The organism is Roseibium sp. MMSF_3412 (assembly GCF_030733265.1).
Lineage (GTDB): Bacteria > Pseudomonadota > Alphaproteobacteria > Rhizobiales > Stappiaceae > Roseibium.
Genome location: NZ_JASHJI010000004.1, coordinates 33,903 through 60,671, shown reverse-complemented (window position 1 = coordinate 60,671; position 26,769 = coordinate 33,903). Strand labels below are relative to the sequence as shown.

Here is a 26,769-nt window from a genome sequence, read left to right as displayed (position 1 = left end):
CAGACAACAAACGAAGGGTGAGCACAGTGGCAAAACCTGAACTTGGCACAAAGCGGCTTTGCCCGAGCTGCGGCGCCAAATACTACGACCTTAACCGGGATCCGATCACGTGCCCGAAATGCGGCACGATCTTCGAGACCGTCATGACGGCCCGCGCGGCCAAGGCGGCCAAGGCTGAAGAAAAGCCGGAAGAGGAAGAAGAAGAAGAGGACGCGGCGGCACCGGAAATCGTCACCCTCGAAGAAGCCGACGCCGAAGCGGAAGGCTCCGATGACGTGCCGGATATTGATGGCGACGATGATGTCGAGATCGATAACGACGAATCCGACGACGACGTCTTCCTGGAAGATGAAGACGAAGACGAGGATTCCGTTCCCGGTATCCGCGTCGAGATCGAAGACGATACCGACCAATAATCGTCTTGAGGGGCCGCCCGTTCAGGCGGCCTTTCCACTGTTGTTCACGGCAGGATTTTTCTTCGAAAATTCTGCTTGATCTTGGGAGGCGGTGTGACTATGTTCCGCCCCCATCGACGCCGGAGACCTAGACCGGCGCCAAGATGCGACAAGGGGCCATAGCTCAGCTGGGAGAGCGCTTCGCTGGCAGCGAAGAGGTCAGGGGTTCGAGCCCCCTTGGCTCCACCATCTTTCTTTTCATCGAAAATCTGAATTGATCCGCTTGGTCGCTGAACCATCTGTGGCGGCAACGCGGCGCGCAGGCCTTTGAGCGGGGCACGGAATGCGTGCAGTCTGCTGCGCCGGCCTCTTTTGGCGTGGCGCGATCTGCCCCCGGTTCGCGCCGGATTGACAAATCCGGTTGGCGGTGAAGTCAGGCTGCAATCCAGAGTAAGTTGTTTGCCGCTTTGGTTTTCCGGTGTTCAAACCGCCGCAGCAAAACACTTGACTTAACGTAAGCTAGTGCCGCCAAATGAAACGCAGGTTCCAGACATCCGTTATTGAATCTGGAGGTCTTTGGCATGGTCCGGGCACTGTTGGTTCTGCCTCCGCTGCCACAACCGATGAACGCACCCTATCTCGGCCAGCAGTATGTTGCGGCAGCTCTGCTTTCGGCCGGGCATGAAGTGCGTTGCCTGGACCTTGCAAATGTCAGGGAGACGGTAGCCCGGACCAGGTTTGTGGAAGAAATCCGCAGTTTCCGTCCCGCTCTCGTCGGAATGACACTGTTTACCTACAACGCGCTTGCCGGCTACCGCCTGGCAGAAACGGTACCGGAGCGCGGCGCGGTATTGATTGCAGGCGGACCGCACCCGACCGTGTTGCCGGAAGAGCCCTTGTCGCACGGCTTTGATCTGTCGCTGAGCGGAGAGGGCGAGCATGCGCTCGTCGCCGTTGCCGAGGTGCTTGAAGACGGCGGCAGCTTCGACGACATCCCGGGTCTTCACACGCGGACCGGGCAAGGGCCGCCCTACAGCGCCATCGATAATCTGGATGAATTGCCTTTTCCTCACAGCGCCGCGGGCACCGCAACCCGGGATGCCGTGGCGGGCGGCATTGTCACCAGCCGGGGATGCCCCGCGCGCTGCACCTTCTGCGCAAATTACGTCACGGGCCGCGCTTATCGCTGGCGAAGCCCGGAAAATGTTGTTGCCGAGCTGGTCACGCTTCGGCGGACGTTCGGTCTTGACCACGTTCCCTTCTGGGATGACGCCTTTACCGCCCGGCGGCCGCGGCTTGAAGCCTTGTGTGATGCCATCCTCGCGGAGCCGGATCTTGGAGGCCTGACCTGGACCTGTATCACGCCCGGCAACATGGTGCTTCCCCGAGATCTGGAGCGCATGCGCCGCGCGGGATGCGTCGCCATCAATTTCGGTATCGAGAGTGGTGACAAGGGTGTCCTGCGCGCGATCAGGAAGGGGCAGACGCCCGAACGCGTTGTCGCGGCGATAGAGGCCGCCAAGGCTGCCGGGATGATGACGATCGTCAACTTCATGTTCGGTTTTCCCGAAGAGGGCCCGGAGGAACTCGCCAATACCCGCGCGCTGATGATGCAACTGGCGCTGATCACGGATTTCTTCAACAATTTCGGTGTGCTTGTGCCGTTTCCCGGCACGGCGATCTACGACCGCTACCACGCCGAATACGGATTTTCGCGCTGGTGGCTTGATCGCGAGCGGATACCGGATGCCCCCGGACCCGATCTTGGGCGGGATCCGGCCCTCGAAAAGAATTTTTTCAACTATGGGCCGCGCATGAAGGCTGAGATCGCCGAACTGGTCCGTTGGAAGGCCTCTCACAATGCCGTCTGGGCGAGCCGGAATGTCAAAAGCGGCTAAGAGATTTCTTTAAGGAGACTTGAACAATGATTCCCAGTCTGCGTCGTAACAGAATTTCAAAACATGCAACGGAATTTGCCGGTCAGGCCGCCAAGTCGGTGGCCAAACAGGCCACCCGGCAAGCCGACACGGTGTCGAGTGCGGCCAAGAAGGTGACCGATATGGCGACAGGTGCCGCGCAGAAAGCGTCCGGAGCCGTCCAAAAGACCGCAAACCATGCTGGTGAGGTCGGGGCGAAAGCGGCGAACAAGGTCGGGCAGAGCGCCACCAATACCGCGCAAATGGTCAGCGAAGGTATCAGCGGCGCTGCCGGCAATCTTGCGAAAATCGGCAATGCCGGCACTGGTGCGGCACAAGCCCAGGCCACGATGATGGTCGAACAGATGTCCTCCATTGCCTCCGGCTCTTCGGGAGGCGGCGGCGCGGCGCCGACGGCATCTTTCACCTCGGCGGACCAAGCTGCGGTCATCGACGCGATCAAGCCTGCGGTCAAATATGCGGTCGATATGTGGAAGCTCAGCGCACATTTCTCCGACCTGAAGATCATGGCGGTGAGCGCCATCGGCGCACCGGGCTGTCTCGACGGTCCTGAGCTGGAGTCGCATATCCGCATCCATCCAAAAGTTCAGTCGCTGTCCGGCCTTGCGCGGGACATGGCCAACGGGATCGCAGAAGGCTTCTCCGATAACTTTTTCCTGTGGCAGGACGGGGTGACTGTTCCGGGCTTGCCCTGGTATCCGGCCTTCGCCGCCTTTCCGGGTCCGAACGCTCCTCCCATGCCCAATGTTCCAATGCCCCTCATCAGTTGCGTTTCGAACCGGGTAGCCAGGCTCATTGTGGCTTCGGAAGTGGCCGATGCGATCCGCCAGGCGCTGCCGGCCAACTTGAGTTCGGAGACGGCTTTCATCAACCGCGTTGCCGCCGGGCTGGCGCTGGGGGCCTCAACCTGGCTCGGTTCGGCACAAGTCATGAACGTTCTCGGCTATGGCCCGGTGCCCACGTTCGCGCCGCCTTATGTTCCGGTCGGGCCTGTGGTCGGGGGGACCAACATTGCCGCACCCGGACATCTGATGACGGCGCCGCCGATGAATCCGATCATTATCTAGGGTACGGACTCACAATTGAAGTCAATTTGGTTTGGATCGTTTTGACCAACTGCGAGAAGTGAAAGCGCAGGAAATGTGGTTCATTTTCAAGCCTTTCACGACGTGGCAGATGGCCAAAACGGCCAAATCCGAAGGACGGCAAAATGGCTGTATCTCGCAGCGTCACCGCGCTTGACCGGGCATAAAGCCCGCTCTACTCACGCTTCCTCGCGAGATTTTGCCATTTCTACCGCCAAGTCGGCTTCATTTATGGGACCGTACCCTAAGCCGGGTACCGACGCACAGGGCCCAGCTTTCCCAGCGCCAGGAGGACATGTCCAGATCCTCCGCGCATCTGTAAACAAGCTCTGGCCGGTCCTCCGGCGGGACCTGCCCAAGGAGCGTGTCGTTCACCGGCGGCAGCGCCAGCCAGTGACAGTAAGCATCCTGTGTCAGCCGGAGACGAATGCTTGACCGCGACATGACGAACCCGTGGTCTGCGAATGCCTGTCTCAGGCCTGTTTCGCTCAAGAGGGGCTGTGCAGTGCCAGGCGGCTTTCCAAGGTTCAGCGCCTTCAGTGCCTCAGGCAGTGACGTGAGATGGGGATCAGGGCCACCGCCTGGCGCATCGGCTTCGCCCAGATAGGCGGCGGGCAGCGAAACCGCCAGGGCGCCCTTCGGTGCAACATGGTGCGACATCTGCCCGATCACCTCGCCGGCCGGTCCAAGTGCCCACAGGGCGGCACCGCAGATCACCCGGTCGTATGTCTGTCCTTGTGGAGGCGCGGCGTACCAGTTGACCGTTCGCCCTCGGGTCCGGCGCTCGCCTTCCTGCCGCATGGCATCCGCAGCCTCTGCGGCGGCAACCGTGTCGTTCTCTCCCAGCCGTTGCAGGCAGGCCAGAGCGGTGCAGCCAACCCCTGCGGCAATATCCAGGACCTTGTGCCCGGGCGCAACGGCGGCTGCCTCTGCCAGTGCCGCAGCCACAACCCTGTACCGGTCGTGGCGTTCAGTAAAGAGGCGATAACGTTCCGCAGTCACGGGATGGTTCCACAGGAGAAGGCTCATCCGGTTCTCATCCCTGGGCGAGGCCGAAGCGAAGGTCGATCGACAGCCTGGGGCGGTCGGCGCTGCGATTGGGCAGGCTCCTGTGAGGGGTCAGGCCTGAAAACAGCAGAACATCGCCCGGTGCGCAGGGGACGGCTTTCCAGGTCACCGGCGTGTCATCTGCCAGCCCGGATTCATCGTGAGACAGAAGGTCCGTTTCCCGCTCGGCGACTTCAAGTGCCCCAAGCTGACTCGGGCAATCGACGAGGGGCAGCCATGCGATCCAAAGACCTGGTGCGCGGCAGTACCATGCGTCCTGATGCGGCGCCGTGCCACACGCTTCACCGGGAAAGGTAATCCGGCAGACGTCGGCTGCGAGCGGCTTCAGGCGCCGGCCGCTGGCGCGTTTCAATGCCTCGGTCAGCACCGGATCGGACCGGAGTGCGGCGACTTCGTCAAGCGCCAGCACCTCGGCAAGAAAGGACACGTAGCCGGGATCGCCGGTCTCAAGCCTGCGCGTGCGCATGTGAGCTGCGGCGCGACCGTCCCGATCGATCCAGCCGCGCGCAATCGCCGCGTCCAGCACCCTTCCGGCAAGCGCCGTCACAAGATCCCGGTCAAGCACGTCCCGGAGCAACCGCGGACACTTGTGGTCCGGGTCGACACTTTGGCTATTGTTCAGGCAAGCTCGGTCGACAGCCATGCCAACAGTTTATCCGTATCTGGATGCAATGCACGCGCGGTACCACGATAGACGGAAATTTCCGTTGGACGCGACACGAACTCCGCGCAGGGCCGGATGAGCTTGTTTTCCTCGATCATGATCTGAGTCGTGCGTCTCCAGCCGAGCGCAATCCCCTGTCCAGAGGCGGCGGCCTGAAGTGCGAGCGGATAGCTGTCAAAGTGGAGCAGACGAGGGCGCTTTGGGGCAGCCGATCCGATGGCGTTGAACCAGTCCGACCAGTCCATCCAGTCCTGGGGTACCACCCGGTGAGCCAGCAGCGGGTAGGACTCGAGTTCGGCCGGTTTCAGTTTGAGATCATGTGCCGGCAACAGGGAAGGAGCACAAACCGGGAAGATGTCATCCGACGCGGTAAAGGCCAGTTTTGCCGCGCCGGAAGGACGCCCTGACGTTTGCATGGCCGCATCGAAGTGTTCCTTTGCCTCCGTGATCGGATTTAGCGAACTGACAATGCGCAGCTCGACACCCGGGTGCCGTTCCTGAAATCCGGAAAGCCGTGGCATCAACCAGTAGAAGGCTTCGCAAAGCTGGCAATGCAACACCAGTTCTTCAGGCCGCCCATAGCCCTGAAGCAACGCCATTTCCTCGGCGATGTCCGACAGCGCCGTTCCGACGACCTGGCCAAGACGGCGCCCTTCATTTGTAAGAAAAACAGCGCGATTCCGACGATCAAACAACACCACGCCGAGGTCCTGTTCCAGCAGCGCGATCTGCTTGCTGACGGCGGTTTGCGTCATGCCGAGCTCCGCAGCCGCGCGCGAGAAACTTTCAAGCCGGGCCGCGGCCTCAAATGGTTTGAGGCGGGAGAGTGGCGGCAGTGAACGGGGTTTGTTTTTCATAACCTCAGCTCATGTAAAAACGAGAGAAATTCGCTTTTTTCTGAGTTTAAATCATGATTTTTGCAAACTGCAAAGGGGCACCGTCAAGCGCTTCGGCAGTCTGCAAAGATCTTGGTTGAGTGTCACTGGTGACCAACTGGAGTTGCACGTGGCATCGGTTTCTAAACTTGGGCTGTTTTTTTGTCTTGTCTTCGTGACACTGGAGGCGTTTCAGGCCGTCTACCTGGGGTCGGTTTTCCAGAATGCGGATTCTTTTCTGGTTGGTGCCTGCGTCTTCGGCATCTCTGTTTTTGTCTGCACGCTCATTACCGCAGTGTTTCGCATGGCAGAACTCGTCGCTTCTTTCAGGTCCTGGAAAATTCTGGCCGCTCTCAATGTCTTTGCGGCAATCACCTGGTGCACCTACCTGCTGGCAATTCAGCTCATCGAACCGGCCATTGTCTTCACGGTCTTTTCGGGCATGGTGCCCCTTGGGACTGTCATGGCTGCCTGGTGCGGTTTGCCCGAAGCCGGGTCCACACGCCAGAAGCCGGATATCATCGGCAACGCCCTGATCTTCCTGGCCTTGCTGTTTCTGGGCGCGGTGACGGTTCTCGGCTATTCGGGGTTTGTGCGCGGCGGCTGGCTGGCCGGCATCGCCGGTGTGCTTCTCGCCGCAGTGTCCGGCCTGTGTACGGCGTTTGTCATTCTACTGTCGGCGCGGCTCAACAGAAAGGGTGTTGGTCCGCTGGCGCAATTCGGCCTGCGTTTCATACTCTATACTTTCCTTGCGCTGGCCGCATACACGCTGGGTCTTGATGACAAGGGCATTCAGACGCGGCTTTCCGATCTTGTGGTGGTGATTTTGGTTGGTTTGGGGGTGATCGCGTTTCCCCTCTACCTGGTTCAAAAGGCGATCCCGTTGCTGCAAACCTCAACCATAGCGGCCATGACCGCGCTGGGTCCGGTGATGGTGTTCTCGATGCAGCTGCTGGAAGGACGCGTTGACTATTCCGCAGCGACCTTGACCGGACTGATCGTTTATATGGCCGGCGCACTCATGGCGGTTTACGGATCCGTGTTGCAATCCACCCACACGCGCACCGAATGTTCCCGGACCGTGTCCTAGCTTCAGCCCGCTATCCCCTCAATCGCGTCCATGAACGACAAGACTTTGGCGTCCTGGCCGCGTGCGCCGACAATCTGGAGGCCGACGGGCAGGCCGTCGGCGGTCTTGCCGCCCGGCACAACACCCGCGGGCTGCTGCGTCAGGTTGATCGGAAAGCTGAAACTTGCCCATTCCGTCCACCGCTCAAGGCCCGATCCTGCCGGAACCTCAAGTCCCGCTCCGAATGCGGGTATCGTCACCGCCGGCGACAGAATGAAATCAAAATCGGCAAGCGCCATATCCATTTTGGCACCGAATTCCGCCCGCGCCACTTGTGCGGCAACAAGTGTCCTGGCGTCGTACGCAGCACCCTTCTCTGCAATTTCCAGAAGACCCGGATCGATCTTCTCGCGCTCTGCCGGTCCATAGGGCGCAAGGCGCGCGGCGGCACCTGAAAACCAGTGTATGTGGAACGTTTCGAGCAGGTCCGTGGCGGGAAGTTCGAACGGTTCGACACTGGCACCCGCCGCTTCCAGCTTGTTCATCTGACTGTCGACAAGCGCTGCGACTTCAGCGTCGACCTTGCCTGCAGGCGGAACTGTCCAGTAGCCGATCCGGCTGCCCCTGATGGTGCTGGTCAGATCTTCGAGCGGGGCGAGATTGCCCTCGCCCTGGTTCCAGTCACGCCGGTCCCGTCCGCTCATGGCCGTCAGCATGACGGATGTATCGCGCGCGTTGCGGCACATCGGGCCGATATGGGCAACGGTTCCAAACGCACTTGCCGGGTAGGCGGGCACGCGGGTGAAGGTTGGCTTGATACCCGTGATGCCGCAGAAGGAGGAGGGGATCCGGATCGATCCGCCACCGTCACTGCCCAAGTGAAAGACGCCCGCACCGAGCGCTGCTGCAATCGCGGCGCCGCCCGAAGACCCTCCGGAGGTCATGTCCGGATTGTGCGGGTTGCGGGTGATCCCGAAGGCGTTGCTGTCCGTCACCGCCTTCCAGCCGAACTCCGGCGTCGTCGTCTGTCCGAGAAAGACAATTCCTGCGGCCCGCATCAGCCGCACGCTGGGTGCATCTTCCGCGAGCGGTTCATCGCCGGTGACAAGACTGCCGAATCGGGCGGGCCAGCCTTTTACCCAGACGATGTCCTTGATGGTCGCCGGAACGCCATCGACCGCAGACAGGGGCGCGCCCCCGGCCCACCGGGCTTCGGATGCTTTCGCGGCCTCAAGCGCGCCCTCGTGGTCCAGGAAAGTGAAGGCATTGAAGACAGGATCGATCTGTTCCGCGCGCGCCAGGCAGGCCCGGGCGACATCGACCGGCGAGACACTGCCGGAGCGATAGGCATCTGCAAGTTCGGCTGCACCCATCCGGCAAAGAGGATCTGCCTGATCCAAATTGTGAATCCCGTCGTTCATTCGCCATCACCTTTGCTGTTCGTTGAAAGTCGATGGTAGCCGTTTTCAGCAACCGGGGAAGGTCCAAATCACTGACCGGCTTACGAGAACCGCAAATGCGCGAAGGAGACGGCGTTTTGTCTCAGGAAATCCGGGGTGTTTCTTTGGTACAGCGCACAACCACGTTCGCAGCGACCTGAGCAGCGACGATCGTCAGGTGATCGTCCAGGTCACGGTCTCGCCCTGTCCCCGGTCGTGCACAAACGACACCTTGTCCCCATCGACGGTGACCGTCTGGAAGTCCTCGGGAAGGTTCTTGCCGTCGTAGAAGATCGATCGGCAATAGTAAGTTTCGCTCCAGGACCAGGTCCCGGTGATGGGTTTCCGGTCCGGTCCGACGCCTTCAACGCCGCCTTGAGGCGTTATGATGACCCAGCTGTCCTCCAGAACCAGACGTCTGCCGGCCACATGTTCCAGGAAGTCCCGCTGCGTTGTGATCACCGTGGTCATTTTCACTCCCCCCCAAAAAACCGTCGTGGGCTCACGCCAATGCTGAGCGCAACAGAGTATAGGCACGGCGCGTTGCAAGTCATCTCCGGAAACTTGCCAGTGGCCGGCAGGGTCACCGGCTGAAATCCCGGGCGCGTTAACCGCAGGGAATGTGATCAGGGGCCTGAAAACCCGTTGAAAAGAATGTGCACCTTCATGGTATGTGCGCGGTCTCCGGCCTGCTCGAACGCATCCCGCGCCATTTCGATCGGGAAAGAAGGGCTGATGATCGGTGTCACATCAATGCTGCCGCTGTTGATCGCCTCGACAGCGTCAGCGAACTCCGCGTGAAACCGGTGTGTACCCCTGAAGGCGATTTCCTTGCTCACGATCAGGTTGAGCGGCATCGGCGTATCTCCGGCGACACCGACGGCAACCAGCGTCCCGCGCGGCCTGAGACAGGTCAGTGCATCCCGGATTGCCGAAGCCGCCGCCGAGCATTCAAACACGACGTCGAACTGCCCCTTGTCCGCCTTGTATGCGTCGAGCCCGTCTTGTTCCTCCGCCAGGTTGACGGTCTTGTCCGCGCCCATTTGCCTGGCGATGCTGAGCGGCACCGCCTGCAGATCCGTTGCGACGATTTCGCCTGCCCCGGCGTCCCTGGCGACAGCAACACACAGGGCACCGATCGGTCCGGCCCCCGTCACAAGAACACGTTTTCCCTTGAGATCAGACGCCTGCGCGCGCGCATGCAGGCAGACGGCGAGCGGCTCGGCACATGCGGCAGCGCGAACGGGAACAGTCCGGTTGAAACGGTGGACCTGTCTTGCGGGAACCACGACCCGTTCGCGGAAGAGGCCCTGTTCGTGAGGCAACCGGTAGGCGGACCCCATGAACCGCATTTCCAGGCAATGCATTTCTTGGCCTGCCTTGCAGTAAAGGCAATGACCGCAGGGCTGGCTCGGATTGATCGCGACAAGGTCGCCGGTTTGCACGGTTTCGACATCGTTGCCGGTTTCAACGACGCGGCCTGCAGCTTCGTGCCCCATCGCGATTGGCTCCCTGACGCGCACCGGGCCGAAGCCGCCGTGATCGAAGTAATGAAGGTCGGAGCCGCAGATGCCGCCGGCCAAGATGGCGATTTTCACGTCGCCGGGTCCGGTCGGCTGCTCTGGTTGGGTTTCGAGCCTCAGGTCACGGACACCATGCAGGACGCAGGCACGGGATGTCATGGCGGGTCCTATCCGAAAATGAGATTTGGCAGCCAGGTTGCCAGCGCCGGGACGAAGGACACCAGCAGCAGGACGATGATGTTGCTCAGGAGAAAGGGCAGGATGGCCCTGACCACCGGCGACAGTGGCAACCTGGCAATGCCGGCGCAGACGAACAGGCACACTCCGACCGGAGGCGTTGTCAGTCCGATCATCAGGTTCAAGACGGCGAAGGTCGCAAAATGAAGTGGTTCGATGCCGACGGCCTGCGCAAGCGACAGGAGTGGAACAAACAGGATGATCAGTGCGGCAATCGTCTCCATGAACATGCCGACAAAGAGCAAGAGCAGGTTGACGATCAGCACGACGAGAATGGGATTGTCGGTGATCGAAAGCACGGTCCCTGCGATTGCCTGCGGTATCCGCTCCGAGACGAGGATCCAGCCGAACACATTGGCCAGACCGACCAGCGCCAGGATCGAGGCGGCCGAAACGGCGCTGTCCGCGATGATCTTCGGGACTTTTTTCAGCGGAAGTTCGCGGTAGACAAATGCGCCGACAACAAAGGCGTAGACGCTCGCGACAACCGCGGTCTCCGTCGGCGTGGCGATACCGCTCAGAAGGCCGTAGATGATGATGCCTGTCATCGCGATTGCCCAGAAGGCACTGGCGAAGGCACGGAAAAGTTCGCCGGTGCCCCGCCAGGGTTCCCGCGGAAAGTTGTTCCGCCGCGCAATGACATAACAGGTGATCATCATGGCGAGGCCCATCAGCAAGCCCGGAACGGCCCCTGCCATGAACATCTGGCCGACGGAAATGCCACTAAGTGCGCCAACGATGATCATCGGCACACTCGGGGGGATTATGGGCCCGACCGTGGAAGATGCTGCCGTGACGGCCGCCGAGAAGTCAGCGGGGTAGCCGGCCTTTTTCATGCCGGGGATCATGACACCGCCGATGGACGCCGCGTCCGCGACCGCTGTACCGGTTATACCGCCGAAGAGCATGGAAGCACCGATGTTGGTCAGCCCCAGGCCGCCCCGGACCCAGCCGACCAGCGCATTGGCGAACCGGATGATCCGTTCGGTGATGCCGCCGTTGTTCATCAGGTTCCCGGCCAGGATGAAGCCGGGAATGCTCAGGAGCACAAAGACATCGATACCGGCGTAGACCTTCTGCGGCACGACCACGAACGGAATGCCCGAGACGAGCAGATAGCTGAGCGAGGACAGTCCGAGGGCGATGGCAACGGGAATACCGATCACGAGCGATCCGATGAAGACGGCGAAGAGAACGAAAACTTCCAAGGTCAGACCTCCTGCTTCGAATGTGAATGTTCAAGGTGCAGGAGTGTGAGAACGGCGCGCATCACGGCGAAAACAAGAAGCAGAAGAAACAGCAGAAACACGCTGAAATGGATGAAGGACATTTGCAGGCCCATCGCCGGAGATTTCTGGAGAAACCCGATTTGAACGTATTTCCAGGCTCCGGGCAGGAGAATGGCCGCGAGAAAGGCGGTCGCCAGCGACGCGGCAATGTTCAAAATGCGCGGCCACGGATCGGGCAGGGCGTCGCAGACAATATCGACATTCACGAGATCACCGCTCATCAGTCCAAGTCCGACACCGAGCGCGGTCATGTAGATCAGGGCAAACCGGGTGAGTTCCTCTGTCCAGACCGGAGAATCGCCGATCGCGCGGCCCAGAACCTGGGTAAGGACGGCGATGATCAGCACCATGAAGGCGATGAGAACGCCTGCCCGGCACAAAAGCTCGAGCCCGCGATAGATTTGCAAGATGACCTTCATGAAACGACCCGGAAAGGGCCCGCCGCCTTCTGGGATGGACGGCGGGCAAGTTAGGGGAGGAAGTTACTTCTGGCTGTTGAAGAGGTTTTCCACGATGGGTTTGATCTCGTCATTGACGTTGGCCAGAACGGCGTCTTTCGCCGCCGCCGCATAGGCCGCACCGTCAACCTCGACAAATGTCATGCCGTTTTCTTCCAGATAGGCACGGTCCTCGGCAAGGCTGGTTTCAAGAAGGCCGCGCTCGAACTCCTGGGCGCGTTTTGCAGCTTCAAGAACATGTGCCTGGTCTTCCGGGCTCAGGCCCTGCCAGGTTGATTCGGCGATTGTCAGGTAGATCCAGGACCGGACGTGCTGGGTCAGGTTCACATGGGACTGGACTTCGTTGAAATTGGCGGACCGGATCAGGGCAAGCGGGTTTTCCTGCGCCCCGATGGTGCCGTTCTGCAGGCTCGTGAACACTTCCGAGAAGGCCATCGGCGTCGGTGCGGCACCGAGGGACTTCCAGACGTCCACGAAAAGCGGGACGTTGGGCACGCGCATCTTCAGCCCTTCAAGCTGATCGGGCGCCGCGATGGCCCGGTTCGATGTGAGGTTGCGCGGACCGCGCGCAAAATAGGCGATCGGGCGGATCTGAGCCTTCTCTATGATTTGCGCCTCGATCTGATCGCCGATCTCTCCCGAGGCGACCTCGTCCATGTGTTCTGTCGAGGCATAGGCATAGGGCACCGCCAGAAGTGCGGCCATCGGTGCCCAGTTCTGGAGACTTTCGCCGGTGATCGTCATGTCGACCGTGCCGAGCTGCATGCCGTTGATCAGGTCGATTTCCTTGCCAAGCGATTCGTTCGGATAGACTTCAACCGCAATCCGGCCATCGGTCAGGGTGGAGAGCTCTTCACCGAATTTGACCGCTGCCTTGTGCCAGGCATTCTGTTCATTCGCCAGGTGGCCCAGTTTAAATGTGGTGTCCTGTGCCACCGCAGCACCGGTCACCAGCTGTGACACGAGGCAGGCGGCGAGAAAGTTGCCAAATCTGAACGTCATGACTCTCACTCCCGTTTGGATGATGATCCATCCATCGCCAGATCCTCGCAGCGATCGAAATAGACCTGATTTCTCTCTATGATCTGGGGCAGAGTCTTGAGGATCTCGTTCAGATGTTTGCGCATGGCCCGGGAGGCTGCATCCGGGTTGCCCGCGTCTATCTGATCGACAATGGCACTATGCTGATCGATCAGCGTGGCAAATGGAAAGAGCTCGAAGCTGAGGAACCGGACCCGGTCCATCTGGCTTTTCAACCCTTCCACGAATTGCCAGGCAACGTCTTTTCCAGCCGCCTCCGCAAGGGTGCGGTGAAACTTCTCATCTTCGTTGATGAAATCTGCTGAAGACGTCTTTCCGATCTTGGCCTGATGCCGCAATTGCGACCGCAATTCCTTAACCAGGGCCGGCTGCGGGTTTTGGGCGAGCAATCGCACGATGTCGGCCTCGACCGCTTCCCGAACGAACCGTGACTGCAGAACGGTCGGGTAGTCGATCTTGGTGACAAGCGTGCTGCGTTGCGGCCGGATCAGGAGCAATCCCTCCTCGGCCAGTTTGATGAATGCTTCGCGAACCGGTTGCCGGCTGATGCCATAGCTTTTGGCGATCTCTGCCTCGGACAGCTTGCTGCCCGGCGGGAGGTCGTTCTTGACGATGCGTTCGCGCAGGATGCGCCGCACCTGCGGTGCTATCGCAAGCGTCTCGTCAAGCCACGTATCGATTCCGACTTCGTTCAACACGAGAAGTCCTCCCAGGTTGGTTATCTGCCATACTGCCATACTAGTCAACAATAATTTGACAAGTGGCTGCCAAGCATTCAAAAAATGCGTTACATGTTCATCCAACGGTATAGGAGGGAACCGGCTTGCGCGAAACATGGAGATGGTTCGGATCGGCTGATCAGGTCGCACTGGATGACGTTGCGCAGGCGGGTGCGCGCGGGATCGTGACGGCCCTGCATCACATAGCGCCGGGAGATGTCTGGTCGCCTGAAGAGATTGCCGGGCGTCAGGCCGAGATCAGGAATCGGACCGCCCATCTGCCGCAGCCCATGGAGTGGGACGTCGTTGAGAGCCTTCCTGTTTCCGAGGACATCAAGAGGCAGACAGGCAATTGGCGCGATCATGTCGAGGCCTACAAATCCAGCCTGACCAACCTTGCGCAGGCCGGTCTTGAGACAATCTGCTACAACTTCATGCCCCTGCTTGACTGGACCCGGACCGATCTGGCCTACCAGGTATCCAACCGGGCGACATGCATGCGATTTGACCTTGTCGACTTCGCCATGTTCGACCTCTTTCTTCTCAAGCGGCAAGGCGCGGCGTCCGACTTTCCGGAGGAGGTGGCGGAAGCTGCCCGCAGGCGTTTCTCGGAAACGGACGACACCTTCAAGGCTGCGCTTGTCAGCAACGTGATTTGCGGATTGCCGGGTGGGAACGATCAGCTGACGCTCGACGACATCCGGGCGCACCTGGCGGCTTATGAACCGTATGATCATGCCGCGCTCTGTGCTCACCAGGCGGCGTTTCTGGAAAGTGTCGTGCCGCATGCGCAGTCGCTCGGCCTGCGCCTTTGCTGTCACCCGGACGATCCGCCTTACAGCCTTCTGGGACTGCCCCGGATCATGTCGACAGAGGCCGATTACACGCGCCTGGTGACGTCGGTTGATTTGCCGGCAAACGGCATCACCCTTTGCTCCGGATCGCTCGGTGCCCGGGCGGACAACGACCTTCCCGGCATCATGCGGCGTCTCGGCGCGCACGTGCATTTCCTGCATCTGCGCAATGTCGCACGGGAGCACGACGCGGTGTTCGGGTCATTTCATGAATCGGAACATCTTGGCGGTGACGTCGACATGCCGGCGTTGATCTCAGCGGTGCTCGCGGAGGAAGAAAGCCGCCGACAAGGCGACCGGGACGATAGCTCGATCCCTTTCCGCCCGGATCACGGACAGGACATTCTGGACGATCTGTCCCGCAGGGCCCAGCCCGGCTACCCGGCAATCGGGCGCTTGAAAGGGCTCGCCGAATTGCGCGGCGTCATTGCCGGACTTGAATATGCCGCCCGGAAAGAAGCGGCGGAGTGACACGTTGCTTATGCGCCGAATTCGGTCGGTCCCTCAGGCTTTTCCGCCGAGTGTTCTCAACTCGCTGATCATTCGGGCATTGTCGAGCGCAATGACACTCTGGTCCGCGAAAGTGTGAGCAAGGGCTGTTGCCTGTGCGTTGAACGGCCGGACCTGTTGCCGGTAGATGGAAAAGGCACCAACCAGACTGTCACCGGACAACATCGGGATTGCGACAAAGGAACGTGCACCGCCAAGGTCGGCCGTTGCATGGCGCAGCGGATCATCCGTTTTGTAAAGGTCTTCTGCCCGGACATCGACGATGTTGACGACATCCTGCGCCGTTTCCATTCGTCCCAGACCGGTTGCGTTGCCAACCGCAAAGACATCCTGGGCCTCAAGCCAGCTGCGGAAGCTCTGCGGGATGCCGCGGGTGAACCTTGCCGAGAATTGCCGGTCGCCGTGATATTCGAACAGGATCCCGAACTCCGCGTCGCACAGCTCCAGAGCGTGACCCAGGATCGCCGCCATCACGGCTTCGGTGTCACCGCGTGATCGGCTGATGATCCGCAGGACTTCGCTCAATGCCCTTTCGCGTCCGATCGCCTCCTCAAGGCTGAGTGCCAGTTCGGAGATGACCGCTGCATGATCGGTCCGGGAACCGTTCGGTGCGCCATCGCCCTCAAGCCGGGCGCGAAGCTCCAGCTTGGAGGACACTTCCAGCTTGCGGTAAATCGTGGCGAGATGCGTCCGTACGGTCGAAGGCGCGATGTGCAGGCGCTCCGCGATCCCGTGATAGGTCTGCCCGCCCGCATAGCTCTGGGCAATTTCCAGTTCACGCGCACTCAAAATCGTGTCCGGTTGCACCCGCTTCCGCCCCCAAGGCTGTTTGCGTGCATCCTGCGGTGTCTTGGCAACGAGCGCAATCCCGAACGATGATCGTGAAAATACAGCACGGACACGCGGAAATTACTGCATCTGCATGATGCCCGGGAACGCAGTCTCTTCCTAAGGTCTGCGTGGGGGATCACATGACTGCATGCAAATCTTCAACCGATCGATGCGAGGCTCAACGGGGCACCTGCTCTGCCGCGCATGACCGCCGCGAACAGAACCTGCGGTGTGCGTGATGCGCTGGCGGATGCTTGCTCTCCTCTTCTTTGCACGAATTGCACTCGGCTTTCAGTTTCAGACCGCTGCCTCCGTTGGCGGCGACCTCGTCACAGAGTTCGGAATCGATTACTCCGAAGTTGGTTTCCTGATTGGCCTGTTCATGGTTCCCGGCCTGTTCCTGGCATTGCCGGCAGGCGTATTGGGCCGGTATTTTCCCGATCGTTTTCTCGCCTTTGCCGGATTGAGCGCCCTGGCACTGGGCGGACTCCTGAGCGGCTTCGGTCCGGGTCCCGTGACGATCGGCTTCGGCAGGCTGGTCGCGGGGGCGGGCTTTCTGCTTGCAACGCTCTATTTCACGAAAATGGTCGCCGACTGGTTTGAAGGCCGCGAGATTTCTACCGCGATGAGCATTCTCGTCATGAGTTGGCCCTTCGGCATTGCGATGGGCCAGGTCGGACATGCCTGGCTCGCCGGTCTCCAGGACTGGCGGCTGCCCTTCGTGGTCGCTTCACTTTATTGCGCCGTGGCGGCAGCCGCTGTGTTGCTACTCTATCGCGCGCCGGACGGAAGAAAAACGCAGGCCGCCGGGAGTTCGAATCGGTTGAGCGCGCGGGAGTGGCAGTTGATCCTGCTCGCCGGAACCGCCTGGGGCGTGTTCAATGCCGGGTATGTCGTTTATCTCTCCTTTGCCCCGCAGATGCTGGAAGAACTCGGACATGCGCCTCTGCAAGCCGCGGCACTGGTAAGCGTGGCCAGCTGGATCATGATCTTTTCGGGGGCGGTTTGCGGTCAGATTGTCGACCGGTTCAATCATCGCGATCTCGTCCTGATCATGTGCATGACGGGCGCTGTCGCGTCGCTCTGGCTGATTGGTATTGCAGGGGCGGGTCTTGCCGCAAGTCTATTGTTTGGTCTGGTCGGCATGGCACCGGCCGGGGTCATCATGGCCCTTTCAGGCGAAGCCGTGGCTCCTGCGCGCCGCGCCTTTGGCATGGGCATCTTTTTTACGGTCTACTACGCAATCATGGCGGCCGGTCCGCCCCTGGCCGGCTGGATATTCGAAAGGGCGGGCACAGCCGGGGCATCGCTCGTCCTGGGCATGGGCCTGTTTGCATGCGTCATCCCGGTCGCGCTGATGTTCCGGATTGTGCGGGTAAGCGGCCGGGTAACTGAACCGAGGGAGGGCGGAAAGTGAAAATTCGAAAGACGCTGCTGGTCGAGGAGACCATTGAAACCGACGAATTTGGTGTTGCCTGCGATCCGCTGGTTCGCATGGCGGCGCTTGCGGTCCTTGAAAATCCATTCGCGGGAATTGACGCTGACGATCTTTCCGGGCTGTTTGAGATGGGGGCGGTTCTCGGAGACCGGCTCGCCGGCAGGATCATGCATCGCTTGGATGGGCCGCCAACCGGCTATGGCAAGGCTGCTATCGTGGGTTCTGAAGGAGCCGCCGAGCATGGCGCAGCCCTTCTGCACCCCATGCTCGGCAAGCCCGTTCGTGCAGCCATCGGTGGCGGCAAGGCTTTGATGCCATCCAACGTGAAGGTGGCCGCGCTCGGAGGAACCATAGATCTTCCTCTCGGCCACAAGGACGAGGCCTGGGCGTTCAACTACATCGATACGCTGAGTGTGGGCATCGCCGACGCACCGCGTGCCAACGAGATTGTCCTGTGTGTCGGCATCGCAAGTGGCACGCGACCGCGCTCCCGCGTCGGCGACGGGCCCCGATAAAAAACGGCACCGGCCAGATGACCGGTGCCGGCTCGGATGCGATCGTGCGCAGCTTGGTTTCGCCGTTAGCTGAGCGGATCGTCGTTCACGAGGAATTCGACGGCCGGGAGCAGGGCAGCCGGATCGACATCGGACGAGATGCCGTTGAATTCGATCGTGCCGGTCAGATGCTTGATCAACAGATCACCGTCATGGGACGCGCCGAGCGAGACGGCGCCGGCATCAACGAGGTCAAACAACTCCAGCTCGTTCGGATCGTTGTTGGCGACGATGGACGCCAGCACAGCCGGATCGCCATCCCTGAGATCCAGCACCAGCTTGTCTCTCTTGACGTTGAAATCGGCGATCACGTCGTCGCCTTCGCCTTCGCGGAACGGGTTGAAGATGAAGCTGTCGGCAGACCGGCCGCCGACCAGGAAGTCATTGCCTTCTTCGCCTTCAAGGCTGTCTTTTCCGCGGCCGCCATTGAGGTAGTCGTCGTCTGCCCCGCCCTCGAGCATGTCCTTGCCGCGGCCACCGATGAGGGTGTCGTCGCCGTCGCCGCCATCGAGCTTGTCGTGCCCACGCCCGCCGTTGAGGTAGTCGTTGTCCGCCCCGCCTTCGATCGTGTCGTTGTTCCGCCCTCCGAAGAGATAGTCGTTGCCGTCGCCGCCCTTGATGAGATCGTCGCCACGGCCGCCGAAAATGATGTCATGTCCGCCGAGGCCGTTGGCAATGTCGTCGCCTTTGCCAAGCGAAATGAAATCGAAATGGTCGGAGCCGATGACGGCATCCGGGCCATTGCCGGTGAAGAGGAAACCGCCCTTTGCAAATGTGATGTCGTAGGGCAGCAGGACGTTGTCGATCACGTGAACGATGCCGTTGTCGGCAACAATTCCGTTTTCGGAGCCTGCCGGGTTGGCAACGTTGGGATCAGCGAAGCCGTCGTCCTTGTCGCCAAGCGAGAGACCTGAGGATGTATCCGGTTCGATTGTTTCGCCGGAAAGGGTCGTGATGCTGCTGCTTCCGGCAACCGTTGCGCCGTCAAGCGCGCCGCCGGCGATATGGTACGTCAGCACGGATTTCAGAAACGCGGTCGGGTCTTCGGAGGGAGAAAGCAGCTCGGAAGCGGCGATCAGGGCCGGCACGACCTTGCTTTCGTCCGTACCGACACTCGGGTCGAGCGCATTGGCGAGGTTGAGAAATGCCTGGTCTGTTGGTGCAAAAACGGTAAGCGTCGCGGTGGGATCACCGGCTGCGGTCGCTAGATCCGGAAAGGCTCCGAGGGCTGCGGTGAGAATCTGAAAATCGTTACTTCCGCCCGCGATATCGAGGATCGTGTTTGTAGGCATTTTTTTGCGCTCCCTACTTGCGCCCCATCGCGGCTGTTTACGACTGGCCGGGCGATCGGTTTGAAAAAGAACGCAAATCGGCGTTCACAGTCTCGTGAACACGGAAAGCCCGAGCACATCGGTCTCATCCCGGACAGAAACGTTGAAAAATACGAGTTTTACAGTCAGGTTATTCCCGGCTTCGGCCTGCAGCAGGTCCGGTTACCATATCAGGAGAGACGTATGTATCTGGCAATGAACAGATTTTCTATTCTCGAAGGTCAGGAAGAGGCGTTTGAAACCGTTTGGCGTCAACGGGAATCCCAACTCTCGGATGTTCCCGGTTTCAAGACGTTTCATTTGCTGAAAGGCGCGTTCGACGAAAACACCGGAACGACACTCTACGCGAGCCACACAATATGGGCCAACCGCGAGGATTTCGTGAACTGGACGAAATCGGAACATTTCCGGGCGGCGCACAGAAATGCAGGCGACAACAGGCACCTGTATGCCGGCCATCCGCAATTCGAAGGTTTTGAAGCAGTCTTGAGCGAGTGAATTCGCTGAACGTGGTTTTGACTTTGCCGAGCCGCCCCGCCAATGCGCGAGGCGGCCGGCTTGCGCCTTACTCGGCGGCCTTGGCCGTCAGGTTTTTCAGCGCTCCGGTCATCTTGCCGATGCTCGGATGGTCGGCGGGAAGCCCGTGTTCGGCGGCCAGCGCTGCCGGCGCGCGATAAACCAGGATCGTGCCGTCGCTCGTTTCGATGATCGCGACCCGGATCGGCAGGTCCAATCCGGCTTCGGGTGCGTCCTTGATGACCGGCGTGCCAAGCTTTGGATTGCCGAAAATCACAACTTGATTGGCCGGGATCTCCATGTCGACACTTTTGCCGCCGGCGGCATGATCCACCCGCGCGAATACCTTTGCTCCAGCCTTTTCGACGGCGGCGACGAGATTATCGGCGGTCTGCGCAACCGAATGCGCGCTCGGTACATGGACAAGCGACGAATCGGCGGCGTTGGCGGCAGGGACGAAAAGGGTCAGGGCCAGGGCTGAAAGAAGGGACTTGAAAGCAGTGGTCGGCATGGTGGTCTCCGCAATTGGTGATCTGAACGGCGCGCAGTTTCGCTTGTTGATTGTCCATCAGGCCAATCACACTTTTATGAGCAGAGCGTGGCAAGCTCGAACAATACGGAAAAAGCGCGATCACAGCTTGAGTAAACACGCGGTGTCATCCTTTCCAGATCCGGTGGTGAGCTGCGTGCGTAGACCATTTGGTCTTGCAGGAGGGGCTCGTCATCTACAACGCCGTGATCAGAATTGGACTGGTATTGCTCTTTACGTCTCTGTCATTTGCCATGAACGGAAAGCTCATGGCAGGACCTTCGCACGCCTGGGCGTGGAAGCATCGCGTTGTCGTGGTGTTCGCTCCCGATGGCCGCGATGGCGCATTGTCCAGACAGCGGGATGCACTCGCAGGTACGGAAGCCTTTATCGCGGACAGGCATATGTCGGTCATCGAAATCGTGAACGGCGAGGCGAACACCGTCATGGGGGCCCGGATTGATGTCTCGGCTTCCGGGATGAAGAAATTCCTGCGCAAGAACGATGACAGCTTCGAGGTTTTCCTGCTCGGCAAGGATACCGGCGTAAAACTGCGGTCAACAGAACCGGTAACCGGCGACGCCCTTTTTTCCCTGATCGACACGATGCCAATGCGGCAACAGGAAATGCGCTCAGACAGGGCAGGCAGGTCGTGAGGGTGGACGGGCATGGGAACGCACATGACTGGAACGGATAACACTGCGGCTGCAAAGGCGGATGCCATGCCCCTGTCGGCGAAGTGGCTCGGTGCGACCGGCGCAATCCCGTTCGTCGCCACCGCAATTGTCGCTGCCTTCGGTCCGGAAAACTGGTCGGCCTGGGCAGTGCACGCCCTCGCTTACTACGGGGCGGTGATCCTGTCTTTTCTCGGCGGAATTCACTGGGGCCTTGCCATCTCCAACGATGGAACAGCGAAGATATCGGCGGTGAGGCTGTGCTGGAGCGTTGTTCCGTCCCTGATTGCCTGGGGCGCACTGCTGCTGCCATTGTTTTACGGGTTGGCGGTTCTTACGGCGGCGTTCGGGCTTGCGCTCTTCGTCGACACGAGAGCCGGTACGCGCGCTGTCGTTCCATCGTGGTTTCCCGACCTTCGAACGGCTTTGTCGGTCGCCGTGATCGCGTCCCTGCTGCTCGGACTGTTCGGCGCTGCCTGACCGAAACTGAGCCCCGGTTTTCCCCTTTGTCTCCGGTGTCCTTCCTGGACCTGGCAACTCTTGGCTTCGGGAAACCGGACTGTCTTCACGCGTTCGTGATTTGTGGCAAGCGTCTGGATTTACAATCTACCTATCAGTAGATAGTCTTTAGAAGAAGCACCTGCTACGGTGGACCGGACGAATGCTGTTGCGTTTGCAGATCGGCACGCCATTTCTCAAGGCGGGTGACATGGAGATGACGACGATGGAACTGAATGCGGATTTTGATCAGAGTGTCCAGGTAACGCCGGCTGAACACGATTGGGTCTCTTCGCCCATGCCGGGCGTCGAGCGTATGATGCTGGACCGCCTCGGTGCCGAGGTGGCCCGTGCAACCACGATCGTTCGCTACGCGCCGGGCAGTGCCTTTTCTGCCCATACCCATGATGGCGGTGAGGAATTCATCGTGCTGGAAGGCGTGTTCGAAGACGAGCACGGTGCCTTTCCGGTCGGGTCCTATATCCGCAATCCGCCCGGTTCGAGCCACACGCCAAGCGCACCGGAAGGGGCCGTGATCTTTGTCAAGCTGTGGCAGTTCGATCCGGAAGACCGCAGTCATGTCCGGATCGATACCGGCAAGCTTGGTGCCGTTGCCGATGCAGCCCGGCCCGGTGTAAGCGTGTCGCCGCTTTTTGAGGATCCGTATGAATCGGTGAGCATGGAAACCTGGGCGGCGGGAACCGAGGCGACCGTGGATGCGCCCGGCGGCGCGGAAATATTCGTACTGTCCGGCAGCATCAGCGCTGACGGTGCAACGCTCGATCCATGGTCGTGGATGCGCCGGCCGGATGGCGAGGGCGTGCTTCTGAAAGCAGGTGCCGACGGTGCGCGTCTGTGGGTGAAACGCGGACATCTTCGCCACGTCTCCGCACCCGGCAACCGGTGAGCGTTCAAGGGTGACCGGCATGCGGTTCGACAGCGTCATAGTCGGAGCGGGATTGAGCGGCCTCGCGGTCGCCAGGAACCTGGCGGCGAAAGGTGAGAGTGTCGCGCTTCTCGAGGCGAGAGACAGGATCGGCGGGCGCATTCTGTCCCGTTCCGCAGACCTGGAAGGGGGGACGGGCTATGATCTCGGCCCGGCCTGGATCTGGCCCCATAACACGAGAATGCTGCGCCTGATCAGCGAACTCGGCCTTCCGCTGATGCGGCAGCACGCGGCGGGCAAGCTGGTGTTTCAGGATCAGAACGGTTCGATCCGGCGTGATCTCGACTTTGCCACCATGGGCGAGGCCCTGCGTGTCGAAGGCGGTCTCGCGCGGGTTGCGGATGGCCTGGCGCATGCTCTGCCGCAAGGTGTTCTGCGTCTCGGGCATGTGGTCAACAGGATCGAATCCTCTGAATCCGGCGTGCGCCTGACAGGGTTGATCGGCGGAGACGCATTTACGATCGAGGCAACCCGGGTCATCCTGGCGTTGCCACCCCGTGTCGTCGCGAGCACAATCGAGTTTCTGCCTGCACTCCCTGAGACACTCCTCCACGGCCTGAAGTCCGTTCCGACCTGGATGGCGGGACACGCCAAGCTCGTCGCGGTCTTTGAGCGTGCCTATTGGCGCGAGGCGGGCTTTTCCGGTGATGCGATCAGTCATCTCGGCCCGCTTTTCGAGATCCACGATGCATCCCCTGATCCCGAGGCTGCGCACGGGGCCGCCCTGTTCGGGTTCGTCGCGCCTGGCCGCGCAGGCAGGGGCTGCGATGAAACCCGGCTCATCGAGGATGCCACGCGCCAGCTAGCAACTCTCTTCGGCCCGGGGCTGGGCGCTCCAACGCATGTCCTTTTAGAAAACTGGGCGAACAACCCTTTCACGGCGACCGATCTTGATACGCCGGATCTGTCGGGACATCCCCGGTACCGCGGGCTGGATTTCGCCGGCCTACCCTGGTCAGGCCGGGTTTTCCTTGCCGGTACGGAGACGGCACCGGAGAACGGAGGCTTTTTGGAAGGCGCTCTGGAAGCTGCTGAAAGGTTTTGAGAAAGCCGCATGTTCCTGATCGGGCATAATGAATTTTACGACCGTGCAACTGCGCGAAGATATGAGATAAGGTTCCCCGGAGGTGAAGCAGGACCGGATGGGCATCTGGCGAAGCTGACTGTCAGAAGTGGGGAATGTCATGGAGCCTGCAGCCGCAACCGATCCGATACTGATTGACAGTTTTGCTGCTTTCACCCTCGGCATCGTCGTTTATTTCATTGGCGCGCGCCTCACGAAACGCTTTTCCATCCTGTCGGCCTACAGCATACCCGAGCCCGTTAGCGGCGGTCTCGCCGCAGCCTTTTGCGCGCTTCTTGTCGTCGTCGCGACGGGCCGGACGATCGAGTATGACCTGTCGGTCCGCGATTTCCTTCTGGTCTATTTTTTCACCACGGTGGGTCTCAATGCGCGCGTGTCGGACCTGACGCGCGGCGGACCGGTTCTTGCCATCATGCTTGGTCTTACGCTGGTCTTCATGATCGTTCAGAATGGTGTTGGTGCTCTTGGCGCGTTGCTGTTCGGACTGCCCTCGCAGGCCGGTGTTCTGCTCGGCACGGCGTCCCTGATCGGCGGCCACGGAACCGCGATCGCCTGGGGTCCGACGATTGCCTCGCAATATGGTGTCACCGGCGCGGCCGAACTCGGCATTGCCTCGGCGACTGTCGGATTGATCCTTGCGAGTATCCTCGGCGGTCCGATCGCCAAGTATCTGATCACGAAGAACAGCCTGTCGGCAACGGACAATACCGATGGGGTCGAAACCCATGAAGCGGCAGCGACAGATGAAACCCGCGCACCGATCAATCATGTCGAGATCATGCGGTGCATTCTCTGGATACATGTTGCGATCGTGATCGGGTATTCCGCGCATGAAAGCCTGCTGGCGGCAGGCCTGAAGCTGCCGCTGTTCGTTCCATGCCTGATCACCGGCATCGTGTTGTCCAACGTCGTGCCGATGATTTTCAGAAGGTCGAAATCCCCGGCCGTCACGCAGTCGCTGGACCTGATCAACGAGTTCAGCCTGTCCGTGTTCCTGTCCATGTCGCTGATGAGCATGGAACTCTGGACCCTCGCCGGCAGCGCGGGTGTTCTGGCCGCGACAATGGTGCTGCAGGCCGTCGCGGCAACAGTCTTTATCGTCTTTGTCGTCTTCAAGGTGATGGGCCGGAATTATTTTGCTGCGGTCCTGTCGGCCGGCTTCGCCGGCTTTGCCCTCGGCGCGACACCGACAGCAATCGCCAACATGAAGGCCGTGACCCAGCGCTACGGGCCGTCGCCGCTCGCCTTCATCGTGCTGCCGCTGATTTCCGCTTTCTTTGTGGATCTTGCCAACGCGTTCATCATTCAGTGGTTCCTGAGCCTGTGATGACCTGCGGCCGCTGCTTCACATTCCCTGTGAATTGCGGCGAGCCGGGGGGCTTCGGATGAAACGCGTCTTTCTTGCCGCGACAGGAACAGTCGCTGGAATGTTGGTCCTGTTGATTTCAGTGTTCATGGCGTTGGCCAGCTATTACTGGCTGGGCTGGCCGGACTGGCTGCGTCTCGCACTCGCTGTCACGACCATCCCCGCGGTCGCTGTCCTGTGGTTCCTGCCCGGTAACGGGAGATGGGTCCGGCGCATTGTTGCGCTTGCTTCAATCGCTGTCTTCTTCGTCGCCTATTCCCAGAAACAGGTTCTGCCACGGCAGTTCGTGCCGCTGCATGAACGCATCGTCGATGCGAATTTTTCCGGCGATGTCGTCGAGATCGTCAATTTCCGCGATGCCATCCACCCGGTCGGCGCGCCGGCACAGCCCAGATGGACGACCCACACCTTCAACCTCGGCGAACTCACCGGTGCCCAGTTGGTCTATCAGCCATTCGGCACATCCGCCGCAACGGTGCATGTCATGATGACCTTTGCCTTTCACAACGGCGATCATCTGGCCGTTTCATTTGAAGCGCGGCGGACGAATTGGGAAAAATTCGACGCGCTTGCCGGGTTTTTCAGGCACGACCAACTCTATCCCGTCGTGGGAACCGAGCGCGATCTTTTGTGGAAACGCCTGGCGCATGTTCCGCCCAACGACCTCTATTTTTTCGACATCCAGGGCACGACCGCCGAGATCAGGGCCTATCTCAGAGGACTTCTGGAATTTGTCGCGGAGCTGCACGACCGTCCGCAGTTCTATTCGACCGTCTCCGAAAGCTGCTTTACCACGCTGATCAAGCTGAGCCCCCAGGTTCAGGCTGCCGTGCCCTGGTACGACATGCGGAGGTGGGTGCCAGGCGCATCGGTCGGCCTGCTCCAGGAACTCGGCGTCATCGAAAACGACGTCGGTGAAGAGGAACTCATTGAACGGCAGAAACTGGGCCCGGCCGTGAAGCCGCCCTGGGAGTTTCCCGATGCCAATGCCTGGAGCCGACATGTGCGGTCCCGGATAGGACGCCCGGAAACCGCTTCGGCGAACCGGTAGGGGACACGCGGCACGAAGCCGTTTGCTCCGATCCGCGCCGTGTCCGAACAAATTCATCTCTACCAATTCATCCGAATTAACGGGTCCTGACCCTAGCGAACGGCCCTGATTTCGGGCTGGATGAAGTTGAAGATCGTTTGTGGATCGCGGCCGGCAAACAGGAACTTGATGACGATCGCCGCCGCGGCTTCAAGCTGATAGGCCTGTTCATTGCCGCCAAGACGCAACGGATCGGCACCGACATCCCGGATCAGCTGGGCGATCACCTCGTCCGCTTCCGCGTCCGCCGTATAGAGCGTGACCATCTGGCGTCCGTCATATGTCATGTCACTGTCTTCCCAGACCGCGACCTGCGCCATGTTGAAGGCCTTGCCGACATGTGCACCTGGAAGATGCGCCGCAATGGCCTCGGTCAGCGACCGGCCATCGTCGCGTGTCGTGAGGAACGTCTCGATACTGACGGGGTTGTTGATGTCGATGACGACCTTGCCCGCGAACGCCGTTGGGCCGCCCGCGCTGTCAATACCGCTGAACGTGTCTTCCCAGCGGGTGGCGAGAACCACGACGTCGCCGAAGGCTGCCGCTTCTTGCGCTGACCCGGCGCCTGCGCCGACTTCCGCCGCGACCGCGTTTGCCTTTTCCCGGTTTCTGCCGGAGAGCATGACCTCATGCTTGCCTGCCCACTTGCCGGCAAGCGCTTTTGCCATGCCGCCTGATCCGATGATGCCGATTTTCATGACCGTGTCCTTTGTTCGTGATGGCTTGTATTTGGCGCTTCGCTAGTCATA

General features: G+C 60.4%; 28 protein-coding genes and 1 tRNA gene. 15 read left to right on the top strand and 14 right to left on the bottom strand.

Going from position 1 to position 26,769, the window contains the following annotated elements:
• Positions 1–26 precede the first annotated feature (26 nt).
• The 4 genes from RBB49_RS09185 (at position 27) to RBB49_RS09170 (ending at position 3,399) form a co-directional block, all read left to right on the top strand.
• Entirely contained in the window at positions 27–416 is a 390-nt protein-coding gene (locus RBB49_RS09185; RefSeq protein WP_306142450.1) for a TIGR02300 family protein, read from the top strand.
• 152 nt (positions 417–568) lie between these two features.
• Positions 569–644 (top strand) — tRNA-Ala (locus tag RBB49_RS09180).
• Positions 645–976: 332 nt separating this feature from the next.
• Positions 977–2,293 carry a radical SAM protein gene (locus RBB49_RS09175; RefSeq protein ID WP_306142449.1) on the top strand — a complete coding sequence of 439 codons (1,317 nt, stop codon included), beginning with the start codon at positions 977–979 and terminating at the stop codon, positions 2,291–2,293.
• Positions 2,294–2,319: 26 nt separating this feature from the next.
• Positions 2,320–3,399 carry a hypothetical protein gene (locus RBB49_RS09170; RefSeq protein ID WP_306142448.1) on the top strand — a complete coding sequence of 360 codons (1,080 nt, stop codon included), beginning with the start codon at positions 2,320–2,322 and terminating at the stop codon, positions 3,397–3,399.
• Between the two features lie 243 nt (positions 3,400–3,642).
• Here RBB49_RS09170 and RBB49_RS09165 read toward each other — a convergent pair whose 3' ends face one another.
• From RBB49_RS09165 to RBB49_RS09155, 3 genes are read right to left on the bottom strand one after another with little or no spacing between them, the layout of a single operon-like run.
• The gene (locus RBB49_RS09165) at positions 3,643–4,446 is read right to left on the bottom strand and encodes a methyltransferase domain-containing protein (protein ID WP_306142447.1); all 804 of its coding nucleotides are present in this window, start codon (positions 4,444–4,446) and stop codon (positions 3,643–3,645) included.
• 7 nt (positions 4,447–4,453) lie between these two features.
• Positions 4,454–5,128 (bottom strand): phytanoyl-CoA dioxygenase family protein, encoded by a 675-nt coding sequence (locus RBB49_RS09160; protein WP_306142446.1) that lies wholly within the window; start codon positions 5,126–5,128, stop codon positions 4,454–4,456.
• Positions 5,104–6,006, bottom strand: coding sequence for a LysR substrate-binding domain-containing protein (locus tag RBB49_RS09155; RefSeq protein ID WP_306142445.1), 903 nt, complete (start codon positions 6,004–6,006; stop codon positions 5,104–5,106). The genes RBB49_RS09160 and RBB49_RS09155 overlap by 25 nt, the downstream gene beginning before the upstream one ends.
• A gap of 148 nt (positions 6,007–6,154) precedes the next feature.
• On the opposite strand from RBB49_RS09155, the gene RBB49_RS09150 reads away from it, so the two are divergent.
• A complete protein-coding gene (locus RBB49_RS09150; RefSeq protein ID WP_306142444.1) occupies positions 6,155–7,114 on the top strand; it encodes a hypothetical protein in 960 nt (319 codons plus the stop codon).
• Between the two features lie 2 nt (positions 7,115–7,116).
• Here the strand turns inward: RBB49_RS09150 and RBB49_RS09145 are convergent, their stop codons facing one another.
• The 7 genes from RBB49_RS09145 to RBB49_RS09115 all read right to left on the bottom strand — a co-directional run bounded on the left by RBB49_RS09145 (position 7,117) and on the right by RBB49_RS09115 (position 13,775).
• Positions 7,117–8,514 carry an amidase gene (locus tag RBB49_RS09145; RefSeq protein WP_306142443.1) on the bottom strand — a complete coding sequence of 466 codons (1,398 nt, stop codon included), beginning with the start codon at positions 8,512–8,514 and terminating at the stop codon, positions 7,117–7,119.
• 192 nt (positions 8,515–8,706) lie between these two features.
• Positions 8,707–9,003, bottom strand: a complete 297-nt coding sequence (locus RBB49_RS09140; RefSeq protein ID WP_306142442.1) for a hypothetical protein — start codon at positions 9,001–9,003, stop codon at positions 8,707–8,709.
• 155 nt (positions 9,004–9,158) lie between these two features.
• Positions 9,159–10,214, bottom strand: a complete 1,056-nt coding sequence (locus tag RBB49_RS09135; protein WP_306142441.1) for an L-idonate 5-dehydrogenase — start codon at positions 10,212–10,214, stop codon at positions 9,159–9,161.
• Positions 10,215–10,222: 8 nt separating this feature from the next.
• The gene (locus RBB49_RS09130) at positions 10,223–11,500 is read right to left on the bottom strand and encodes a TRAP transporter large permease (protein ID WP_306142440.1); all 1,278 of its coding nucleotides are present in this window, start codon (positions 11,498–11,500) and stop codon (positions 10,223–10,225) included.
• Between the two features lie 2 nt (positions 11,501–11,502).
• Entirely contained in the window at positions 11,503–12,000 is a 498-nt protein-coding gene (locus tag RBB49_RS09125) for a TRAP transporter small permease (protein ID WP_306142439.1), read from the bottom strand.
• A gap of 63 nt (positions 12,001–12,063) precedes the next feature.
• Positions 12,064–13,041: a TRAP transporter substrate-binding protein gene (locus RBB49_RS09120; RefSeq protein ID WP_306142438.1), complete on the bottom strand. Its 978-nt coding sequence runs from the start codon at positions 13,039–13,041 to the stop codon at positions 12,064–12,066.
• 5 nt (positions 13,042–13,046) lie between these two features.
• Positions 13,047–13,775 (bottom strand): GntR family transcriptional regulator, encoded by a 729-nt coding sequence (locus RBB49_RS09115; RefSeq protein WP_306142437.1) that lies wholly within the window; start codon positions 13,773–13,775, stop codon positions 13,047–13,049.
• Between the two features lie 128 nt (positions 13,776–13,903).
• Between RBB49_RS09115 and uxuA the strand changes: the two genes are divergently transcribed.
• Positions 13,904–15,124, top strand: coding sequence for a mannonate dehydratase (gene uxuA / locus RBB49_RS09110; RefSeq protein WP_306142436.1), 1,221 nt, complete (start codon positions 13,904–13,906; stop codon positions 15,122–15,124).
• 33 nt (positions 15,125–15,157) lie between these two features.
• Here uxuA and RBB49_RS09105 read toward each other — a convergent pair whose 3' ends face one another.
• Positions 15,158–15,952 (bottom strand): LuxR C-terminal-related transcriptional regulator, encoded by a 795-nt coding sequence (locus RBB49_RS09105; RefSeq protein ID WP_306142435.1) that lies wholly within the window; start codon positions 15,950–15,952, stop codon positions 15,158–15,160.
• A gap of 280 nt (positions 15,953–16,232) precedes the next feature.
• On the opposite strand from RBB49_RS09105, the gene RBB49_RS09100 reads away from it, so the two are divergent.
• Together RBB49_RS09100 and RBB49_RS09095 are read left to right on the top strand one after the other, a co-directional pair.
• Complete coding sequence (locus tag RBB49_RS09100) at positions 16,233–17,411, top strand: CynX/NimT family MFS transporter (RefSeq protein WP_306142434.1); 1,179 nt, start codon at positions 16,233–16,235, stop codon at positions 17,409–17,411.
• A complete protein-coding gene (locus RBB49_RS09095; protein ID WP_306142433.1) occupies positions 17,408–17,947 on the top strand; it encodes an amino acid synthesis family protein in 540 nt (179 codons plus the stop codon). Before RBB49_RS09100 ends, RBB49_RS09095 begins: the two co-directional genes overlap by 4 nt.
• Positions 17,948–18,012: 65 nt before the next feature.
• On the opposite strand, the gene RBB49_RS09090 is transcribed toward RBB49_RS09095, so the two are convergent.
• Entirely contained in the window at positions 18,013–19,278 is a 1,266-nt protein-coding gene (locus RBB49_RS09090; RefSeq protein ID WP_306142432.1) for a fasciclin domain-containing protein, read from the bottom strand.
• A gap of 222 nt (positions 19,279–19,500) precedes the next feature.
• Here RBB49_RS09090 and RBB49_RS09085 point away from each other — a divergent pair, with 222 nt between their 5' ends.
• Positions 19,501–19,815, top strand: coding sequence for an antibiotic biosynthesis monooxygenase (locus RBB49_RS09085; protein ID WP_306142431.1), 315 nt, complete (start codon positions 19,501–19,503; stop codon positions 19,813–19,815).
• Positions 19,816–19,882: 67 nt separating this feature from the next.
• Here RBB49_RS09085 and RBB49_RS09080 read toward each other — a convergent pair whose 3' ends face one another.
• Complete coding sequence (locus RBB49_RS09080; RefSeq protein WP_306142430.1) at positions 19,883–20,344, bottom strand: DUF302 domain-containing protein; 462 nt, start codon at positions 20,342–20,344, stop codon at positions 19,883–19,885.
• 287 nt (positions 20,345–20,631) lie between these two features.
• Here RBB49_RS09080 and RBB49_RS09075 point away from each other — a divergent pair, with 287 nt between their 5' ends.
• The 6 genes from RBB49_RS09075 (at position 20,632) to RBB49_RS09050 (ending at position 25,981) form a co-directional block, all read left to right on the top strand.
• Positions 20,632–21,018 carry a DUF4174 domain-containing protein gene (locus RBB49_RS09075; protein WP_306142429.1) on the top strand — a complete coding sequence of 129 codons (387 nt, stop codon included), beginning with the start codon at positions 20,632–20,634 and terminating at the stop codon, positions 21,016–21,018.
• Positions 21,019–21,042: 24 nt separating this feature from the next.
• A complete protein-coding gene (locus RBB49_RS09070; protein ID WP_306142428.1) occupies positions 21,043–21,516 on the top strand; it encodes a DUF3429 domain-containing protein in 474 nt (157 codons plus the stop codon).
• 244 nt (positions 21,517–21,760) lie between these two features.
• Positions 21,761–22,441, top strand: a complete 681-nt coding sequence (locus RBB49_RS09065) for a cupin domain-containing protein (RefSeq protein WP_306142769.1) — start codon at positions 21,761–21,763, stop codon at positions 22,439–22,441.
• A 19-nt stretch (positions 22,442–22,460) separates the two neighbouring features.
• Entirely contained in the window at positions 22,461–23,525 is a 1,065-nt protein-coding gene (locus RBB49_RS09060) for an NAD(P)/FAD-dependent oxidoreductase (RefSeq protein WP_306142427.1), read from the top strand.
• A gap of 139 nt (positions 23,526–23,664) precedes the next feature.
• Positions 23,665–24,891: a sodium/glutamate symporter gene (gltS, locus tag RBB49_RS09055; RefSeq protein WP_306142426.1), complete on the top strand. Its 1,227-nt coding sequence runs from the start codon at positions 23,665–23,667 to the stop codon at positions 24,889–24,891.
• 58 nt (positions 24,892–24,949) lie between these two features.
• Positions 24,950–25,981, top strand: coding sequence for a DUF4105 domain-containing protein (locus tag RBB49_RS09050; protein WP_306142424.1), 1,032 nt, complete (start codon positions 24,950–24,952; stop codon positions 25,979–25,981).
• A 92-nt stretch (positions 25,982–26,073) separates the two neighbouring features.
• Here the strand turns inward: RBB49_RS09050 and RBB49_RS09045 are convergent, their stop codons facing one another.
• The gene (locus RBB49_RS09045) at positions 26,074–26,718 is read right to left on the bottom strand and encodes an NADPH-dependent F420 reductase (protein WP_306142423.1); all 645 of its coding nucleotides are present in this window, start codon (positions 26,716–26,718) and stop codon (positions 26,074–26,076) included.
• Positions 26,719–26,769: the final 51 nt, after the last annotated feature.